Origin of the sequence: Rahnella sp. BCC 1045 (assembly GCF_019049615.1) — a bacterium.
Taxonomy (GTDB): domain Bacteria; phylum Pseudomonadota; class Gammaproteobacteria; order Enterobacterales; family Enterobacteriaceae; genus Rahnella; species Rahnella contaminans.
This window is the reverse complement of sequence record NZ_JAFMOZ010000121.1, coordinates 1-20,320: the sequence shown is the minus strand read 5'-3', so window position 1 is coordinate 20,320 and position 20,320 is coordinate 1. Positions and strand designations below refer to the sequence as shown.

Annotated in this window: 2 protein-coding genes; both read right to left on the bottom strand. The window is 58.5% G+C overall.

Annotated elements, in window-relative coordinates; all coding sequences use genetic code 11:
• Positions 1-3: 3 nt before the first annotated feature.
• Positions 4-17,985: an Ig-like domain-containing protein gene (locus J1782_RS10060; RefSeq protein ID WP_217153073.1), complete on the bottom strand. Its 17,982-nt coding sequence runs from the start codon at positions 17,983-17,985 to the stop codon at positions 4-6.
• Between the two features lie 108 nt (positions 17,986-18,093).
• Entirely contained in the window at positions 18,094-19,320 is a 1,227-nt protein-coding gene (locus J1782_RS10055) for a TolC family outer membrane protein (protein ID WP_254303038.1), read from the bottom strand.
• Positions 19,321-20,320: the final 1,000 nt, after the last annotated feature.

Below are 20,320 nucleotides of genomic sequence, written 5' to 3'. Positions count from 1 at the left end.
TGATTAGCCAACAATCAGCTGATGGTTCGCCAGCAACGTCGCCAGATCGGTATGGACGTTGGTCAGCGTCGCGATGGTGGTCATCGACTGTGCTGAACCGCTGCCATCCATATCAATCCTGATGACGGTGTTGTTGCCTTCGGTCGTCACCGACAGGTAATCGGTGATATTGCCCGCCGAGGCGTTCAGCGTCGCCACGCCGTTGACGTAGCTTGCTGAACCGGTGCCGGTGTAACCGCCCGACTGCAACAGCTCGCTCAGATCCAGACGGTCTGAGTTCGCCGTGCCTTCCCATGTCCCGACCGTAAAGCCGTTGATGGTGTCAGAACCGTTACCGCCGGTGGCATCGGCACTGTTAATCAGCTTGTACAGCAGCGTGTCGTGCCCGCCGTTGCCCAGGTTGAAAGTGTCGTTGCCGCCACGGCCTTCGAACACGTTATCGCCCGCGCTGCCGGTGATCGTATCGTCATAGTTCGACCCGGCGATCCCTTCGATATTCTTGAAGGTAGACGTGTTGAACCCGGTGTTCTGGGCGTTACTGCTGCTCAGATCCACGGTGATCCCGCTGGTGGCATTGCGGAAATCGACGATGTCCTCGCCGCCGGTGGCACTCCATGTTGCATGGTCTGACGAGGTGTTCCAGCCGCCGGAGCCATCGTAAACATAGGTGCCGTTTTCCGCGATAAACGTATCGTTGTAGCCGGTACCGGTGATCGTGCCGCTGGTACCGCCGGTCGCTGCATCCGCCGTTAACGAGTAGCTGGTGGTGCCGTCGCCCGCGGTCAGGTCATTCCAGGTTTCATTGGACGACACACCGTTGATGTTACGCACCAGCACCGCCGAATAGGTTTCATTCGGATCCAGCCCGTAGAAATTCACCAGCGCCGACGCATCGTTAATCCCGATACCCGACTGGGCGTTGATGATCTGCGACGCCACCAGCTGGCCGGCTGAGTTGTACAGCTGCACGGTGTTGCCGTAGAACACGTTCATCCCTTCACCGTCGAGAATGCGCAGGTGGATGGCCGTGCCGTCGGCAATGGTGTTGTTGTTGGCGATGTACACCACTTTGCCGTTGGCCTGCGAGACCAGCAGATCCTGCGTCCCGTTCCAGTCGTAGTCGAGGGTCGCAATCCCGGTCACGTTCACCAGCGCGGACGCCAGCTGGCTGCTGCTCCAGCCTTTTCCGGTACCGTCGTTCATGTACAACGTCGCGATCTGGCTGGTGGAATAGGTACTGAACTTAATGATGTCCATGTCACCGTCACCGTCCCAGTCCACGGCGGCTGAAAGATAACCGCCAGATGCTGCGTTGTTGGTTGCCGTTTCTACTGCGGTTGGCGTGGCAGTTAAGCCGCCCGTCCCGTTGTTGTAGTAGATCATGCCGCCGTAGTTGTATCCGCCGCTGGTGTTCAGACCTGTTGAAATGTACAAGTCCATCAGACCGTCGCCATTGAAATCTGCCCAGGTCATCGACACTGCGGTGGTCGAGTTGGCGGCATTCGGGATAAACACGTTAGCGATGCTCTGCGTTTCCGTCAGCGAGCCGGTGCCGTTGTTGCTCACTACCGTCAGGGCATACGCGCCATTACGGTTGGTGTGCTGAACGATATCGACCGTACCGTCGTTGTTGATATCCACCCCGGAGATTTCACGGTACGTCACACCCGCCAGACCCGCCGCGCCGTTGGTACCATCAGCGGTCAGAACGCCATTGTTGTTCACCAGATAACTGCGTGAGTCACCCCCGGCATCGCCGTACGCCAGATCCACCCAACCGTCGCCGGTTTTGTCATAGGCAATCACGCCGCCGTACCAGATGGTGGTGCCGATCGCCTGCTGGCCGTAGGTGTACGTGCCGTCTGCGTTCGCGGTCCATTTACCCTGAATGCTGCCGCCGTAGTTGGTTTCCGTCGCATAAATATCGGACGTGCCGTTACGGTCGGTATCCGCCAGCGTGTAACTCACCACGATGTTGCCGCGGGTGTTGGTTAACGTGGTGCCGGAATAGCTGTTCAGGCCGGAACTGGTGTAATCCGAGATCCCGGTGACAATGTTCCACAAACCGCTGCTGTTCAGGCTGAACGCCATGGCGTTGGTGGACGTCGAACCCGCGGTTGTCGCCCAGCTGGTGTCCACGGCGGTTTCGGCATAAACAATGATGGCGCTGGTTTCGATACCTGCATCGTTCCCGTTGCCCGCACTGCTGCGCACCTGTGCCGTGACGTTATAACTTGCCAGCCCCAGCGCACCCGGAACCTGCAGATACCAGGTGTTGTTCAGCGGATCGACCACCACGGCGCCGCCGGTTTCGGACGTGTAGGTCACGCCATTCACCACCACCTGAACATACATTCCTTCGCCCAGCGCTTCGGACAACGTACCGCTGATGATCGGCGTCGTATCCTGCGTGGACTCTGGCGTGACGGTGGCAATCGTGGTCGGAATCGAGGTATCCACCGTCAGGGTGAAATCGCCCGATGGCGTGGTATTCCCCGCCAGATCCTGCGCTTTCGCGACGTACACGTAAGTGCCGTCCGCCAGCGCGGAATCGGAGAAGGTCCAGGCCAGTCCGACCACCGTCGCGACGCCCACAAACACGCCGTTACGGTAGATCTTCAGCACTTCGCCGTCGGCCAGCGCCTTGCTCAGCGTACCGCTGAGCGTCGGTGCGGTTTCATCCGTATAAGTGCCGGAACCGAACGATCCTTTACGGTCACCTTCGTCATCGGAATACTGAACGATGCTCGCTACCGCTTCCGGGTTCACCGTGTCAATCACCACCGTCTGGCTGCTGACCGTGCCGGTGTTACCGGCCTGATCGATAACCCGAACCTGCACGTTGTAGTTGCCGTCGGCCAGTACGGTGCCGGTTGCGTCATAGCTCCATGACTGCCCGTTCACCACCACGTCAGTCCAGGTCAGACCGCCATTGAGGCTGATTTGAGCCCTTTCGTCGGTCGCCAGCGCGGCGTTCAGTGTGCCCGACATGGTCAGCGTGTTATCACTGGTGATGAAGTCGTTCGCGTAATCACCGGTATCGTTGCTGATCGCACCAATGGTGATGATTTGCGTCGGAGCCGTGGTGTCAATGGTCACCACCTGCTGCGCGGTCTGACCGACGTTTCCGGCCTGATCCACCACGCGAACCTGATACAGCGTCTGGCCGTCGGTCAGCGTGCGGCCGTCGGTGTACGTCCAGGTGCTGCCGGAAAGCGAGACGGTCGTCCAGGTCGCGCCGTTATCGACGCTGATCTGCACCACTTCGCCTGCGCCCAGCGCCGCGCCGATAGATCCGGTGACGGTCAGCGAGGTATCGCTGGTCACAAAATCGCTGGCAGAAATGCCGGTATCGGTGCTGACGCTGTCGATGGTCACGGTTTTGCTGCTGTCCGGCGCAACGGTATCGACGGTGACCACTTTCGAGGTCACATTGCCGACGTTCCCGGCGGTATCCACCACGCGGACGTTATAGGTGTAATCCCCGTCGGTCAGCGTGCGGCCATCGGCAAATGTCCAACCGGTGCCGATCGTGGTCGCATTCAACCACGTCACACCGCCGTCAACGCTGACCTGCACCACTTCATCGGCGGCCAGCGTTTTGCCCAGCGTACCGGTGACGGTCAGCGAGGTGTCGCTGGTGACAAAGTCACTGCTGCTCAGGCCGGTATCGGTGCTGATCGCATCAATAGTGATGGTTTTGCTGCTGTCCGGTGCCGTGGTATCCACGGTAACCACCTGACTTGCCGTCGCTCCGACGTTGCCAGCCAGATCGATCACACGCAACTGGTAGTTGTAATCACCGTCGGTCAGCGTGCGGCCGTCGATGTACGTCCAGGTCAGGCCGCTGATGCTCACGTCAGCCCAGGTGTTGCCACCGTCGAGACTGATTTGCGCGTATTCATCCGCACCCAGCGCAGCGCCAAGCGTGCCGCGCAGGTTGAGCGTGGTGTCGCTGGTAATAAAGTCGGTGCTGCTCAGCCCGGTATCCTGCGAAATCGCATCGATACTGATGGACTGGCTGGCGTCCGGTGCCACGGTGTCAATCACGACCGTCTGCGACGCGGAAGACCCGACATTACCGGCGGCGTCAATCACCCGCACGGTGTAGCTGTAGCTGCCGTCTGTCAGCGCGCTTCCCTGCGCATAGTTCCAGGTGGTTCCGGTCACGGTCAATGTGACCCAGGTCAACCCGCCATCCAGGCTGATTTGCGCAGACTCGTCGTTGCCCAGTGCCGCAGAAAGCGAGCCTTTGAGCGTAATCGTGGTATCGCTGGTCACGAAATCACTGTTGCTGCGGCCGGTGTCATCGCTGACCGAATCAATGGTAATGGTCATTGACGGTGCCGAGGTATCGACTGCAATTTCGTGCGTCGCCGTACCGGTATTGCCGATGCTGTTAGTCACTGACGCTGTGATGGTGTAATTCTCGCCATCCGCCAGCGCGTTCACGGCATTGGCGCTCAGGTTCAGCGTCCAGCTCTGGTCATTCTGAACCTGCGCGGTATAGCTCTGACCGTTCAGGGTCACCGTCACAGTTGAACCGGCCGGAGCCGTCGAGGTTCCGGTAACGGCCAGGGACGTGCCGTGCTCTGCGGCGTTAACCACATCGTCCTGCGCGAAGGTATTGATAGTGACTTCAGGCACCGCTCCGCTAAGGCTGACTGACGAATCAGTCGCCGCCGGATTGCCCGCCACATCTTTCACGGAGGCGGTGACGGTGTAACTGCCGTCTGCCGCACCGTTAAAGTCAGCCGCAGGAACGTTCACGCTCCAGGTACCGGTGGAAGTGACGATGGCGTGGTATTCGCGGTTGTTGAAGGTCACGGTAACAATCTGTCCCGCTTCCGCCGAGGTGGTGCCGCTGATGGTCTGACCCGCCAGTTGCTCGGTGGTGTTGATGATGTCATCACCGGCGATGGTGTTGATGGTCAGCGTTGGCGCAACCGTATCGACAATCACAGACGTGCTGGCGGATGCCGGATTGCCCGCCACGTCGGTGGTGCTGGCAGTAACGGTCAGCGTGCCGTCGGTCAGTGCAGCCACGTCGTCTGCCGGAACATTCACCGACCAGGTGCCGTTGGCATTCACGGTCGTGGTGTAGGTTTCATTGTTGAGTGTCACGCTGACCGTCCGACCCGCCTGCGCGGTAGACGTGCCACTGAGTGTCAGCGGCTGACCCAGTTCGGCGGCATTCAGCATGCCATCGGCGGTGACCGGGTTAATCAGCAGCGCAGGCGCGGTGGCATCGACCGCCACATTGTGCGTGGTGCTGGCCGTATTGCCCGCCGTATCACTGGCACTTGCGGTCACGGTATAATTACCGTCTGCCATCGCCGCCACATCACCCGCCGGAACGTTCAGCGTCCATGCGCCGTTCGCACCGACATCTGCGGTATAACTTTTTCCGTTCAGCACCACGGTCACTTCGGTGCCTGTCGTCAGCATGTCACTGCCGCCGGAAATTGTCAGGCTGGTGCCTTTTTCCGCCGCATTGATGATGTCGTCCTGCGCAATCGTATCGATGCTCAGGCTGACCGCACTGGCATTCACGGTGATCAGGTGATCGCTGCTGCCGGTGTTTCCCGCACTGTCGGTGATGCTGACAGTAATCGTGTTCTCGCCGGAAGCCAGCCCCTTAATCACACTTGCCGGAACGCCGGCACTCCAGTTGCCGCTGGCATCCACCACCGTGGTGTAGGTGATCCCGCCAATGACCAGCGTGACAACGTTACCCGGCTGGGTGCCGGTGCTGCCGCCGGTAATGACCTGTGCCTGCGAGTGTTCAGCCGCGTTCAGCACATCGTCGCCCGCCACGGTATTCACGCTGACGACCGGCGCGGTGATATCCACCAGAATGGAACCGCTGACAGACGAGCTGTTGCCCGCGACGTCTTTCACCGTAGCCGTGACAGAGTACGTGCCGTCGGTCAGCGCCGAGGCGTCTGCCGCCGGAACAGACGTGCTCCAGGTGCCGTCCGCCGCAACGGTCGCGGTGTAGTTCTGGCCGTTAAGCGTAATCGTTACAACCTGATCGGCTTCTGCCGTCGAGGTGCCGCTCAGCACCACGTCCGCGCCCGCTTCCGCGCTGTTGAGCACGTTGTCACCGGCGATGGTGTTGATGGTGATAGCCGGTGCAGACGCGTCCACTTCGGCGGTATTCGCCGCGCTCGCGCTGTTGCCCGCCACGTTGGTGACGCTGGCAGTTGCTGTAACGTCGCCGTCTTTCAGGCCAGTCATATCGCCCGCCGGAACTTTGACGCTCCAGCTGCCGTCAGCCTGCACCTGAGCCGTATAGTTATGGCCCGCAAAGTTAACGGTCACGGTCTGACCTGCTTCCACGTTTTGCGTGGTGCCGGTCAGGGTGAGATCCGCCGCTTTTTCCGCTGCATTAATGATGTCGTCGGCTGCGATGGTATCGACCGAAATCGCCACGCTGCTCAGATCCACGGTCACGTTATTAGAAATGGTGACGCTGTTACCCGATGCATCCGATCCGGCCACGGTGATATTCAGCGCGCCCGCTGGCCAGTTCGCTACATCCGCTGCCGGAATGGCCGCAGACCATGCGCCGTTCGCGCCAACCGTAGCGTGATAATCGATGCCGTTAACGGTCACCGTCACGCTGCTGCCCGCCGCGATGTCGGTGCTGGTGCCGCTGATGATCTGGTTCTGCTGAATTTCGATGCTGTTGACGATATCGTCGCCCGCCACCGTATCGATGCGCAGACCCGGCAGACCGGCGTCGATGCTGATCTCACGATCGCTGCTGTTGGTGTTGCCGTGCTGATTGGTCACGCTGGCGCTGATTGTCAGGTCGCCGTCGCCGAAGCCTTTCAGATCAGCCGAAGGCACGCTGACACTCCAGCTCAGGTCACTTTGCACTTCAGCGGTATAGGTTTTACCGCCCAGCGTAACAGTGACGGTATCGCCCGCCGCCGCGTTGGTGACGGTGCCGCTCAGCAGCTGATCCGAATTGATTTCCGTCGCGTTAACGATGTTATCAGTGGCGAATGCGCTGATGCTCACGGTTGGCAGTGAACTGTCGACCAGCACAACGTGCGTGGTGTTACCGGTGTTGCCCGCCGCGTCGGTGCTGCTGGCGGTCAGGGTGTAATCCGCTTCGCCGAGTTTTGCCACGTCTGCCGCCGGAACGTCCAGCGTCCATGCGCCGTTCGTGACGGTTGCGGTGTAGTTCTGGCCGTTGAAGTTCAGGGTAACCGTTGTGCCGTCTGCGCCGTCGCTGGTGCCGCTGACGGTCAGCGCTTCGCCTTTTTCGGTAGCGTTGATCACGTCATCCGCGGCGACGGGGTTAATCGTCAGAACCGGAGAAACGGTATCGACGGTAACCGCATGCGTTGCAGAGCCGTCATTGCCCGCCGCATCTTTCACGGTAGCCGTGACAGTGTAACTTCCGTCGGTCATTGCGCTGACCGCAGACGCCGGAATGCCGGTGCTCCAGTTGCCCTGAGCATCCACGGCCGCCGTGTAGGTTTTGCCGTCGATTTCAATGGTCACCAGGCCACCCGCCGGAACGCCGGTGCTGCTGCCGGAGATCATCAGGTTCTGCTGAAGTTCCTGCGCGTTGATCACGTCATCGCCGGAAATCGTGTTAATGGTCAGCGTTGGCGGCGTGATATCCACCAGCAAATCATGCTCAACCGTGACGCGGTTGCCCGCCAGGTCGCTGACGGACGCGGTGATGGTGAACGTGCCGTCAGTGAGAATGCCCGCGTCAGCCGCCGGGATCGTCACGCTCCAGGTGCCGTCCGCCGCCACAACCGAGGTATACCCGGCCACGGTCACAATCTGGCCCGGTTCCGCCGTGGTGGTGCCGCTGATAATGACGTCGGCGCTCGCTTCCGCCAGATTCAGCACGTTGTCACCGGCAATGGTGTTCATCGTGATCGTCGGCGCGAGGGTATCGACTGTCACATCCTGCGCAGCGCTGGCGCTGTTACCCGCCGTGTTGGTCACGCTGACGCTCACGGACGTGTCGCCGTCTTTCAGATTTTTCATGTCCGCAGCCGGAACTGTCAGGCTCCAGGAGCCGTCAGTCTGAACCTGCGCGGTGTAGCTATGACCGGCAAAAATCACCGTCACATTCTGCCCGGCTTCCACGTTTTGCGAGGTGCCGCTCAGGGTCAGATCCGCCGCTTTCTCTGCCGCATTCAGCATGTTGTCAGTGGAAACCGTATCGATAGCAATGCTGACGCTGCTGAGATCAACGGTGATGTCATTGCTGATGGTGACGCTGTTGCCCGCTGCACTGGTTCCGCTGACAGACACTGTCAGTTCACCGGCAGGCCATTTAGCCACGTCAGCCGCAGGGACTGCCGCTGACCAGTTACCGCCTGCACCAACCGTTGCCTGATAGTCAACGCCATTGACGGTGACGGTGACGCTGCTGCCCGCCGCCAGACCGTTGCTGGTACCGCTGATGATCTGGTTTTGCTGGATTTCGATGCTGTTGACGATATCGTCGCCCGCAATCGTGCCGATACGCAGGCCCGGAAGCGCTGCATCGATAGCGATATTGCGATCGCCGGAACCTTCATTACCGCTGACGTTAGTGACGCTGGCGGAAATGTTCAGGCTGCCGTCGCCCATCGCGGCGAGATCGGCTGCAGGAACGGTAATGCTCCAGGTGAAATCGCTCTGCACTTGCGCCGTATAGGTTTTCCCGCCGACGGTCACGGTGACAGTCCGGCCTGCTTCTGCATGCGTGACGGAACCGCTGATCACCTGATCCTGCGTCACTTCGGTCGCATTAATCACGTCATCGCCCGCTACCGTATTGATGGTGACGGAAGGATTATCAGAAGCCGTTTGCAGCCCTTTCGAAACAGAACCGGTGTTGCCATTCACGTCGGTGCCGCTGACGCTGACCTGATAAAGCGCCTGCCCCAGATTCGCCAGCGCACTGGCCGGAATATCGGCACTCCACACGCCGCCGTTCACGGTTCCCGTATAGTTCAGGCCGTTCAGCGTCACAATCACCTGCGCGCCGTCCGCAAGCCCGGTCACCGTACCGGTAACGGTCAGTGTGGTCAGGGCTTCGGTGGCATTCAGCACATTATCGCCGCCCGCCATGTCATTGATAACAAAGACAGGCGCAGTGGTATTGACCACAACATTCTGGCTTGCAGAACCGGTATTTCCGGCCAGATCGGTAACAGAGGCGGCAACAGTGTAGCTGCCATCCGCCAGCCCGCTGACCACGTCAGCCGGAACGCCGATGCTCCACTTACCGCTGGCATCGCTGATAGCGGAATAATCCACACCATTAATGGTCACGGTCACGACAGTGCCGATGTCCACGCCGGTCACGGTGCCGCTGATGACCTGCGCCTGTCCGTGCTCGGTGCTGTTAATGACGTTGTCGCCCGCCACCACGTTGACAGTGACGACAGGCGCTGTCTGATCAACCTGCGCGGTGCCAGTCGCCGTCGCCGGGTTACCTGCAATATCGGTAACGCTGGCAGTCATGGTGTAAGCACCGTCGTTCAGACCGGAGAATACGCTATTCGCGACGCTGGTGGTCCAGGTGCCGTCCGCCGCAACGATCGCGGTGAAGGTTTCAGTGCCCATCACGATGGTCACCGTCTGACCCGCCTGCGCCGTTGATGTGCCGCTCAGCACAACATCCGTACCGGCATTAACCGCGCTCAGCACATCGCCCGCGCTGATGCTGTTGATCGTCACGACCGGCGCAGACGCATCGACTTCCGCCGTATTCGCCGCACTCGCGCTGTTGCCCGCCACGTTAGTGACACTGGCGGTTGCCGTCACATCGCCGTCTTTCAGGCCAGTCATATCGCCCGCCGGAACGGTGACGCTCCAGCTGCCGTCTGCCTGCACCTGTGCGGTATAGTTGTGACCCGCAAAGTTTACGGTGACATTCTGCCCCGCTTCCACGTTCTGCGTGGTGCCGGTCAGGGTCAGGTCTGCCGCTTTTTCGGCGGCGTTAATAATGTCGTCGGCTGCGATGGTATCGACCGAAATCGCCACGCTGCTCAGATCCACGGTCACGTTGCTGGAAATGGTGACGGTATTACCGGACGTATCAGAGCCGGTCACGCTGATATTCAACGCGCCCGCAGGCCAGTTCGCCACATCCGCCGCCGGAACGGCCGCAGACCATGCGCCGTTCGCGCCCACGGTCGCCTGATAATCCACGCCGTTAACCGTGACGGTCACGCTGCTGCCTGCCGCGATATCGGAGCTGGTGCCGCTGATGATCTGGTTCTGCTGAATCTCAATACTGTTGACGATATCGTCGCCCGCCACCGTATCGATGCGCAGGCCCGGCAGACCGGCGTCGATGTTGATTTCACGGTCGTTGGAGGCGGTGTTGCCGTGCTGATTGGTCACGGAGGCATTGATGGTCAGATCGCCGTCGCCGAAACCTTTCAGGTCTGCGGATGGCACGCTGACACTCCAGCTCAGGTCACTTTGTACTTCAGCCGTATAGGTTTTACCGCCGAGCGTAATGGTGACAACATCACCGGATGCCGCATTGGTGACCTTGCCGCTGATCAGCTGATCGGCGTTGATTTCGGTCGCGTTGATGATGTTATCGGTCGCCACCGGATTGATGCTCACGGTCGGTAATGAGCTGTCTACCAGAATGTCGTGCGTCGCGCTGCCGGTGTTGCCCGCCGCATCGGTGCTGCTGGCGGTCAGGGTGTAATCCGCTTCGCCGAGTTTTGCCACGTCTGCCGCCGGAACGTCCAGCGTCCATGCGCCGTTCGTGACGGTTGCGGTGTAATTCTGGCCGTTGAAGTTCAGGGTAACCGTTGTGCCGTCCGCGCCGTCGCTGGTGCCGCTGACGGTCAGCGCTTCGCCTTTTTCGGTGGCGTTAATGACGTCGTCTGCCGCCACGGTGTTAATCGTCAGCACCGGAGAAACGGTATCGACGGTAACCGCATGCGTTGCAGAGCCATCATTGCCCGCGGAATCTTTCACGGTCGCCGTGACAGTGTAACTTCCATCGGTCATTGCGCTGACCGCCGAAGCCGGAACGCCGGTGCTCCAGTTGCCGCTGGCATCCACGACTGCGGTGTAAGAAACGCCGTTGATTTCAACCGTCACCAGCCCGCCCGCAGGCACACCGGTGCTGCTGCCGGAGATCATCAGGTTCTGCTGAAGCTCCTGCGCGTTAATAATGTCGTCGCCGGAAATCGTGTTAATGGTCAGCGTTGGCGCGGTCACATCCACCAGCAAAGAACCATTCGCGCTGGCGCCGTTACCGGCTATGTCAGTAACCGTTGCGCTCACAGAATAGGTGCCGTCCGCCATTGCTGCCGCATCCGCTGCCGGAACGGAGGTGCTCCAGGTGCCGTCCGCCGCAACGGTCGCGGTGTAGGTCTGGCCGTTCAGCGTGAGGGTCACGGTCCGACCGGCTTCTGCCGTAGACGTCCCGCTCAGCACAACGTCCGCGCCCGCTTCCGCGCTGTTCAGCACGTTGTCACCGGCGATCACGTTGATGGTCAGCGCTGGCGCAGACGCATCGACTTCCGCCGTATTCGCCGCACTCGCGCTGTTGCCTGCCACGTTAGTCACGGTGGCCGTTGCCGTCACATCGCCGTCTTTCAGGCCAGTCATGTCGCCCGCCGGAACGGTGACGCTCCAGCTGCCATCTGCCTGCACCTGTGCGGTATAGTTGTGGCCTGCGAAATTCACGGTCACGGTCTGGCCTGCTTCCACGTTCTGCGTGGTGCCGGTCAGGGTCAGGTCTGCCGCTTTTTCGGCGGCATTAATGATGTTATCTGCCGCAATGGTATCGACGGAAATCGCCACGCTGCTCAGATCCACGGTCACGTTGCTGGAAATGGTGACGGTATTACCGGACGCGTCCGATCCGGTCACGCTGATATTCAACGCGCCCGCAGGCCAGTTCGCCACATCTGCCGCCGGAACAGCCGCCGACCATGCGCCGTTTGCGCCCACGGTCGCCTGATAATCGATGCCGTCAACGGTCACCGTCACGCTGCTGCCCGCCGCGATGTCGGTGCTGGTGCCGCTGACGATCTGGTTCTGCTGGATCTCGATGCTGTTGACGATATCGTCGCCCGCCACCGTATCGATGCGCAGGCCCGGCAGACCGGCGTCGATCACGATTTCGCGATCCACGGTGCCGGTATTGCCATTCTGGTTGGTTACGGTGGCGGTGATATTCAGGTCGCCGTCGCCGAAGCCTTTCAGGTCTGCGGAAGGCACGCTGACGCTCCAGCTCAGGTCACTTTGTACTTCAGCCGTATAGGCTTTACCGCCGAGCGTAATGGTGACAACGTCACCGGATGCCGCATTGGTGACGGTGCCGCTGATGGTCTGATCGGCGCTGATTTCGGTCGCGTTGATGATGTTATCGGTCGCTACCGGATTGATGCTCACGGTCGGTAATGAGCTGTCCACCAGAATGTCGTGCGTCGCGCTGCCGGTGTTGCCCGCCGCGTCGGTGCTGCTGGCGGTCAGGGTGTAATCCGCTTCGCCGAGTTTTGCCACGTCTGCCGCCGGAACGTCCAGCGTCCACGCGCCGTTCGTGACGGTTGCGGTGTAGTTCTGGCCGTTGAAGTTCAGGGTAACCGTTGTGCCGTCCGCGCCGTCGCTGGTGCCGCTGACGGTCAGCGCTTCGCCTTTTTCGGTGGCGTTAATGACGTCGTCTGCCGCCACGGTGTTAATCGTCAGCACCGGAGAAACGGTATCGACGGTAACCGCATGCGTTGCAGAGCCATCATTGCCCGCGGAATCTTTCACGGTCGCCGTGACAGTGTAACTTCCATCGGTCATTGCGCTGACCGCCGAAGCCGGAACGCCGGTGCTCCAGTTGCCGCTGGCATCCACGACTGCGGTGTAAGAAACGCCGTTGATTTCAACCGTGACCAACCCGCCCGCAGGCACACCGGTGCTGCTGCCGGAGATTATCAGGTTCTGCTGAAGCTCCTGCGCGTTAATAATGTCGTCGCCGGAAATCGTGTTAATGGTCAGCGTTGGCGCAGTCACATCCACCAGCAAAGAACCATTCGCGCTGGCGCCGTTGCCTGCTATGTCAGTAACCGTTGCGCTAACAGAATAAGTGCCGTCCGCCAGTGCCGTCGCATCCGCTGCCGGAACGGAGGTGCTCCAGGTGCCGTCCGCCGCAACGGTCGCGGTGTAGGTCTGGCCGTTCAGCGTGAGGGTCACGGTCCGACCGGCTTCTGCGGTTGACGTCCCGCTCAGCACAACGTCCGCGCCCGCTTCCGCGCTGTTCAGCACGTTGTCACCGGCGATCACGTTGAGGGTCAGCGCTGGCGCAGACGCATCGACTTCCGCCGTATTCGCCGCGCTCGCGCTGTTGCCCGCCACGTTGGTGACGCTGGCCGTCGCCGTCACATCGCCGTCTTTCAGGCCAGTCATATCGCCCGCCGGAACTTTGATGCTCCAGTTGCCGTCAGCCTGCACCTGAGCCGTATAGTTATGGCCCGCAAAGTTAACGGTCACGGTCTGACCTGCTTCCACGTTTTGCGTGGTGCCGCTCAGGGTCAGGTCTGCCGCTTTTTCGGCGGCGTTAATGATGTCGTCTGCCGCAATGGTATCGACCGAAATCGCCACGCTGCTCAGATCCACGGTCACGTTGCTGGAAATGGTGACGGTATTACCGGACGTATCAGAGCCGGTCACGCTGATATTCAACGCGCCCGCAGGCCAGTTCGCCACATCCGCCGCCGGAACCGCTGCCGACCACGCGCCGTTCGCGCCCACGGTCGCCTGATAATCCACGCCGTTGATGGTCACGGTCACGCTGCTGCCTGCCGCGATATCGGAGCTGGTGCCGCTGATGATCTGGTTCTGCTGGATCTCAATACTGTTGACGATATCGTCGCCCGCCACCGTATCGATGCGCAGGCCCGGCAGACCGGCGTCGATGTTGATTTCACGGTCGTTGGAGGCGGTGTTGCCGTGCTGATTGGTCACGGAGGCATTGACGGTCAGATCGCCGTCGCCGAAACCTTTCAGGTCAGCGGAAGGCACGCTGACACTCCAGCTCAGGTCATTTTGTACTTCAGCCGTATAGGTTTTACCGCCCAGCGTAACAGTGACGGTATCGCCCGCCGCCGCGTTGGTGACGGTGCCGCTGACCAGCTGATCGGCGCTGATTTCGGTGGCATTAACGATGTTGTCGGTCGCCACCGGATTGATGCTCACGGTCGGTAATGAGCTGTCCACCTGCACAACGTGCGTGGTGTTACCGGTGTTGCCCGCCGCGTCGGTGCTGCTGGCGGCCAGGGTGTAATCCGCTTCGCCCAGTTTTGCGATGTCGGCCGCCGGAACGTCCAGCGTCCATGCGCCGTTCGTGACGGTTGCGGTGTAATTCTGGCCGTTGAAGTTCAGGGTAACCGTTGTGCCGTCCGCGCCGTCGCTGGTGCCGCTGACGGTCAGCGCTTCGCCTTTTTCCACGGCGTTAATGACGTCGTCTGCCGCCACGGTGTTAATCGTCAGCACCGGAGAAACGGTGTCCACGGTAACCGCGTGAGACGCCGCGCCGTCGTTGCCCGCCGCGTCTTTCACGGTGGCGGTGACGGTGTAGCTGCCGTCGGTAATCGCACTGACCGCAGACGCCGGAATGCCGGTGCTCCAGTTGCCGCTGGCGTCCACGACTGCGGTGTAAGAAACGCCGTTGATTTCAACCGTCACCAGCCCGCCCGCAGGCACACCGGTGCTGCTGCCGGAGATCATCAGGTTCTGCTGAAGCTCCTGCGCGTTAATAATGTCATCGCCGGAAATCGTGTTAATGGTCAGCGTTGGCGCAGTCACATCCACCAGCAAAGAACCATTCGCGCTGGCGCCGTTACCGGCTATGTCAGTAACCGTTGCGCTCACAGAATAGGTGCCGTCCGCCATTGCTGCCGCATCCGCTGCGGGAACGGAGGTGCTCCAGGTGCCGTCCGCTGCAACGGTCGCGGTGTAGGTCTGGCCGTTCAGCGTGAGGGTCACGGTCCGACCGGCTTCTGCCGTAGACGTCCCGCTCAGCACAACGTCCGCGCCCGCTTCCGCGCTGTTCAGCACGTTGTCACCGGCGATGGTGTTCATTGTGATCGTCGGCGCGAGAGTATCGACCGTTGCATCCTGCGCGGCACTGGCACTGTTGCCCGCGACATTGGTCACGCTGACGCTGACGGTGGTGTCGCCCTCTTTCAGGGTGCGGAGATCGGCGGCAGGAACGGTCACGCTCCAGCTACCATCGGCCTGTACGGTAGTGGAATAACTGCCACCGGCAAAGTTTACGGTGACATTCTGCCCCGCTTCCACGTTCTGCGTGGTGCCGGTCAGGGTGAGATCTGCCGCTTTTTCCGCTGCATTAATGATGTTATCTGCCGCAATGGTATCGACGGAAATCGCCACGCTGCTCAGATCCACGGTCACGTTATTAGAAATCGTTACGCTGTTACCCGATGCATCCGATCCGGTCACGCTGATATTCAACGCGCCCGCAGGCCAGTTCGCCACATCTGCCGCCGGAACAGCCGCCGACCATGCGCCGTTTGCGCCCACGGTCGCCTGATAATCAATGCCGTTAACCGTGACGGTCACGCTGCTGCCTGCCGCGATATCGGTGCTGGTGCCGCTGACGATCTGGTTCTGCTGAATTTCGATGCTGTTGACGATATCGTCGCCCGCCACCGTATCAATACGCAGACCCGGCAGACCGGCGTCGATGTTGATTTCACGGTCATTCGTGCCGGTGTTGCCGTGCTGATTGGTCACGGATGCATTGATGGTCAGATCGCCGTCGCCGAACCCTTTCAGGTCTGCGGAAGGCACGCTGACGCTCCAGCTCAGGTCATCCTGAACCGTAGTGGTGTAAGAATTTCCGCCCACGGTGACAGTAACAACATCACCGGCTGCGGCATTCGAGACTTTACCGCTGACAATCTGTGCGGCTTCAATTTCGGTGGCATTAATGATGTCATCGCCAGCGGTCACCGCGATAGTGACAACCGGAAGCGCGGAATCCACGAGGACGTTGTGGGTCGTGTTGCCGGTGTTACCTTCGGCGTCCGTGCTGGTGGCGGTAAGCGTGTAGTTTGCTTCGCCGAGTTTCGAGACATCGGAAGCAGGCACGGTAACGGACCAGTTTCCGCCGTTAATGGTGCCGGAATAAGTCACGCCGTTGAGCGTCAGGCTGACCGGCGTGCCGTCGGCGCTGTTGCTGGTACCGGTGATGACCAGTGCTTCGCTTTTTCCGATAGCGTTGATCACATCGTCAAGCGCAACGGTGTTGATCGCCAGTTCCGGGACTTCTGAAGACACCAGCACTGCGGTGTTCTGCGAGCCGGTGTTGCCCGCTTTATCGGTAATGCTGACGCTGATCGGGTAACTGCCATCGGCGACGGAGCTGAAAACAGACGACGGTAAACCGACGCTCCAGGAGCCATCGGCCGCGACGGTGGTAGTGTAAGTCTGACCATTGACGACCAGCGTGACCGTGTCGCCCGCTTCTGCGCCGGTGCTGGTGCCGCTGACGATTTGCGCCTGAGTCTGTTCAGCGCTGTTGAGGATATTATCCCCGGCAATGGTGTTGATGGTGATCACCGGAACCGTGGTATCAACCCGCAAATCTTGCGTCGCAGTCGTGCTGTTACCGGCCGCATCGCTGACCGACGCGCTGACGGAAACATTACCGTCCTGAAGCGCGCCCGCCTGTGCCGCAGGCAGGTTAACTGACCAGCGGCCGTCTGCGCCGACAATGGCGGTGTACGTCTGGCCATTCAGGGAGATCGTCACGACCTGACCCGCTTCCGCCGTTGAAGTACCGCTCAGCACAACATCTGCGCCCGCTTCGGCCGCATTAAGAATGTTATCGCCCGCCAGTGTGCCGATGGTCAGCGAAGGAGGCTGAGTATCAACATTCAGGGTGGAGTTTGAAGTGATAGTGTTGCCTGCGGGATCCACGCCGCTGACCTGCACGGAATGCACGCCATCCGCCAGCGCGCTTATATTGGCGTGTGGAACACTGACTGACCATGAGCCGTCTGCGCCCACGGTGGTTTGCCAGCTCGTGCCATTCAGGGTCACGGTAACCGTGGTGCCCGCAGCCAGGTTGTCACTTTTGCCTGAAATCGTCACATTTGCCGCCGCTTCTGCGGCATTCAGCACGTTGTCACCGGCGATGGTGTCAATGGTCAGGGCTGCCGTGGTCGTCACGACATTCAGCGTGATGGTGCCCGCCGTGGTGGTGGAACCGTTGCTTTCCTGCACCACAATGTAAGTGTGCGTACCGGCGGACTGCGCCGCCAGCCGGGCGGTCCACTGACCGTTTGCGCCGACCACCGCGGTAGCAATGATGTTGCCGCTGCTGTCCACAATCGAGATATCCGCGCCCGGATAACCGGTACCGGTAAAGGTCGGGCGCGTGTCGTCGGTGATGTCCCGATCGGCAAGAATACCCTGCTTGTCGCCCTGCGTATCGGTGACGAGGAACGTTGGCTGCGCCACTTCAACATCTTTGGTGTTATCAATGACTTTGGTTTTTTCATCCGTGCCGCCGCCGTGCCCCAGCAATGCGCCAGCGGCACCTGCGCCGAGCACGCCCGCGAGCAAATACGGCCATTCGACCGTGACTTCAGTGCTGCTCAGCAGCAGCGGTTCAATACCCGCCAGCGGCGTTTCAACCGCGTGAAGAGCGAAGGCAGGCGTATCATGAGCCACAGCGGCATCCGGGAAACTGACTTCCGTCAGCCCCTGGTTTTCATCCTGAAAGACCAGTTTATTCTCGTCGTCCTGTCCGATATTCTCGAAATATCCTACGCAACGAATAACGGAGCCGTCCTTCATGTGAATAATCAGGTCATTCCCGTTACGTTCATAGCTGGCAACAGCTTTTGCCGAGCCATGAATAACGACAATGCCGGATTCATTCATTGCGACAGCTGCATTCCCTTGTGCAGTAAACTCATTTTTCAATGATGTTTTACGAGAGATAATATCCATGACTCTGCTCATGATATTTTCCTTTATCCTTATTATGCCTGATAGGTGTTAGTCCAATGCTTATGCGAGCCACTGGCTTTTAAATAACAAAACGTTTATTGACAAACATTTAATAACAAATCATTTCAAGTCCGGTAAAGATTGCTTCGCGCCCTGATTAATACCCAACTGCGGTAATAAATCATTGACGGCGGTGGCATAATTTACCAGCGAATAACCGCTGTCATATTTCGCACTGATTTGTGAAAACTTCGCCTGGAATACATCCTGTTCGACGCTCAGCAAATCATTTAACGTGCGCTGGTTAAGCTTATATTCGCTTTTGTACACATCACGCGAGCGGACAGAATCCTGCAATTGTTCGGCGCTGGCCTGCGCCTGCCCTTCGGCTCCTGCCCAATTGGCATAAGCCACTGACGCTTTTTGCAGAATATCGAGCTTGGCCTGGTCTACTACCGTTCCGGCGATATTTTTCCGCCCTTCGGCCTGGCTTACACGCGCAGATACCGCGCCTCCCTGATAAAGCGGCGCGCTGACGTGTAACTGAATCTGATTATTCCAGTACGGATTATTCTGGGTTTCATAACGCGTACGGTTTGCCTGCAAACTCAGCGTCGGCAGATAATCAGATTTCGCTTTACTCACTTCATAAGAAGCGGATTCTTTTTGTGCCTGTGCATAAAGCACCGTCGGAATTTTGGAATAATCAATATTGTTTGGCATCACCGGCGCACTGAATTTATTGGCGGCAAAAGGCTTATAGGACTTCGCGTCAACGCCGGTGAGCGCGGTCAATTGTGCTTTCGCAGCGGATAAACTCGCCTGATATTGTTTCAGCGTCGAGCGCATGCCTGAAATACGCGACTGCGCCTGCAATACGTCAGAACGGGTGGTTAACCCGGCGTCAGCACGTAAAGAGGACATTCTTCTGACGTCTTCCAGCGCGCGGATATTCTCTTCTACCGCCTGCGTCAGTTCCTGATATTTCAACACGTCCAGATACGCCGTGGCCGTTTGCTCTGCGACGTCGGACATGGTTGCCAGCAATTTGTAGCGGTAGCTTTCCTCAGAGGATTTCTGCTGATTCACGCTGGCATTGGTTTTGCCAAAGTCATAAATCAACTGTGACAACGTCATGCCATAGGCGGCCGCGTTGTTCAGGCTGTTAGAGAAATCCTGCTGTGTTGAGCTACCGGTATTGGCGTTCAGCCCTACCTGCGGGTACCACGCGCTTTGCGCTTCTCGGATCTGCGCCTGGCCGATCCCCATCTGGTACGCCTGCTGTGTGACCGACGGGCTGCGGGAAAATGCCTGTAGGATGGCCGTTTTCAGATCCACAGACTCCATCCCTCTCAGGGAAGGTGCTGAGGCCCATTCCGTCCCACCTTTTGTAACATCCGCATGGGTTACAAATGGCAGAGCCAGGCATACAGTTAAAACGCTTAAGTTTCCTGCGACTTTTCTGACTGAATTCTTCATCTGACACTCCTGTCATTTTCCTTGCCGGAAACATCCTGGTGCAGCCTTCGCACAGTTTCCGGAACCCACATCCCATCTGATTTACAGGGGTATTATTGCAATGTTCCTGACACAGAAAAAGCCGTCCTAAAGTACCCAATCCGTTTGAAATACATTGATGAGGGGCGAATATTCCTATTAGAGACATTCATGACATGTATGGATTAATCTTAAAAATCATGATGTTATTTTTCTAACATAAGGGAAAAATCTGATAACCAAAAATGGTCTGAGGGATGGCAATTTGATTACAACAGCGACATTAACATTACAAAAATCGGTCACTTCTTAGGAAAATTTGCGGAATCCTTACAAATAAATGCGGGTGAATTTGCATTATTTTGCGTTTTTGGGACGAAAAACACGCTGTCTGGGTGAGATTATTCTGAGTGTAAATCCCCGAATTTTCCTCTTAATCATTTCAGCTATAGGTGAAAAAAAAGCTCAAAAATAATCATGAAAATAGTTAAGCGAATTTCATGCTCTGGCGGAATTATCGTTCACAGATCGTCTTAATAATAAAGCCAGGAAAAACCCATCGTCGGGTTCCTGTTTGGAGACAAAGACAGCAGCATGAAACAGCGTTATATTGGTATGACAAAACCGATGTCATATCACCCCGTCTGGCTTTCGTTTTCATTTTTAAATGAAAGCCCCCTGCGCAAATGAGTATCAGTCAAAGGTGAGCTGCCAAAAATATTCATTCATGCATTTTAAATGCGTCAAAACTCTCTATAGATTTATCGATTAATGTATAGCCATGTCAGCTTTATGGAGTAGTCTAGGATTATTTAAGTATTAAATATAGAAACGAAAAATAGTCCTAAAC